We start from the raw sequence: 2013 nt of genomic DNA on the forward strand, positions 1-2013 counted from the left end.
CCCGGTCAGGGTAAAGAATGTAGGTGTGCTGATCGGAACGATAGAGGGCGCTGTTCCGTAAACTGCGCAGCAGGGCCAGCGACTCCTCCCCGCTGAGCAACCCGGAAGATAGAATCGCCACCTGCCCTTCCAGCATTTCGTATAAACGGTCAATGTGGGCGCTTCCCGGCTCAAGCCGCAGCAGGTTGTAGGAATGATAGAGTGCATCCGCACGCCGGTTGGCGCGCAGGCTGTGCTCCACATACTCCTGCGCCATACTCAGGAAAGCACGCAATTCATCGGCGGTCAAATCGTCCATCCTGCCGCTCAAGCCGTTGGCATAGAGATTTTGGCGGTATTGGCTACCGGCTTCGCCGAGGGCGTCCATCATGGCGCGGCGCTGACCGTCGCTAAATGTCCCTCTCAAAAGGGGGTGGAATTGCCGCAAAATATCGGCAATCGTTTCAAGCAAGTCGGCTACTTCACTGTGCAGGGTAAATTCAGCAGCCTCCTCTTGAATCAATTGACGGAAAAATGCGAGGAAACGGCGCAGGTAACCCAGCGTCACCACCGAAAGGCCGCGTCCCACCAGTGCGTTGTTGGCATCGTTCCATTCCGGGCGCTGGGTATTCATCCAGATGCCGCCTTCAGGGACAAAATTGACCAGTTTTGCCAGCAGCAAAGTGAGCAGTTTTTCGGTCAGCGAGGCATGCACCACGCTGCCGCTGGCATCCCTCAGCAGGCGCGCGTCACTGCCGTGCTGAAGCACCTGTGCTTCGATGCGCTGGTGAAGATCGTGATCAAAGATAATGGTGTTGTACGGGTCTATTTGCAACTCGGCATAGGATTTGATGCGATAGGGAACATGGGCATAACTCAGCAGCGGTTGATTGAGCCGTTCGCGCAAGGCCCCGGGATGAAAACGCTGGCTGGCTTCCATCAATTTTTGCAAATAAATGATCTGATGATCACTCCAGTAGCCGATGTTGGCCCAGGGGTTGCCCTCTTCCGGCACTTCCCAATCCAGCCCGGCGCGGGTGATGCGGTAGGGATTGTAACCATCGGCGGTCGTGGCGCACAGAAAGGTATCCAGCATACCATCAATGTACTGGGGGAAGGAATACGCCAGCGCTTCCCAGTTCTGGAAAATATCGCGCCAGTTGCCCTCGTAATCCAGCCGTTGAGAGCCGTCCGCTTTTTTGATGTTGATGGAAAAACGATTCCACGGGCGGCTGGGGTCGCCGTGCCGGCGGCTGAAGGTCAGCGGCAAATAGGTATTCAGCAGGCGGCGCAGATCGGGCGAGTCCAGGCTCGCGGCATGTTTGCGCAGCCCGGCAAGCTGAATTTTCTCCGGCAGCGTGGCAAAAAATTCCGCATGGGTTTTCGGCAGGTCATGCTGATGCGTGCGCACATAATCGAGCAGGTCGTCTTTCTCAATCCAGTACGAGCGGGCAAATACGCCGCCCCGCATAATGTTGAAAAGCACATTGGAAAAGTGGTGCGCGCTGGCAAGCACGTTTTCGGAAACCTGCAGGCCGTCTGCGCTGGCAACGATTTTTTGCAGGTTGAATGTGCTGTAATCAATGTCCTGTTCGATCGCCTCTTTCTGGGTATCCAGCGGAGTTTTGAGAAAATCCCGTAGGAGAGCCAGAGAAACGTGATTCTGATTTACATCGGCAACCAGATACCAGCTTGTCTCTTCGGCGGCTTCCAGATGCAGTTTTGTGTAGATGAAGTACGCCCCGCGTCTACCGCGCACTTCCTCTTCGGTTTCAACCCGGCCGCCAAAGCGAAAAGCATCCAGCTGTTGCGATGAGAGCAGTGTGCCAAGCGGTTGAAGTCCTACCTGAAAGACGCTGTTTGCCGAAAGCGACTCGCTGGGTTCGGCCAGATCGGTCAACCGAGAATTCAGGTAAAAAAGCCCCAGACCGGTTTCTTCGTCCAGTTCACTGCGCTTGTAGGCATCCAGCAGGCAGCTGAACACATTTTGAGTCGTAGCGTTGATATTTGCCGGGAGGATGTTTTGCAAACCAT

The 2013-nt window shown here is 55.3% G+C and carries 1 pseudogene; it reads right to left on the bottom strand.

Annotated elements, in window-relative coordinates:
* Positions 1 to 2013 (bottom strand): annotated as a pseudogene (locus VAE48_RS02970) (hypothetical protein); the annotation flags it as partial.

The organism is Bellilinea sp. (assembly GCF_034432615.1).
GTDB lineage: Bacteria > Chloroflexota > Anaerolineae > Anaerolineales > Anaerolineaceae > Bellilinea.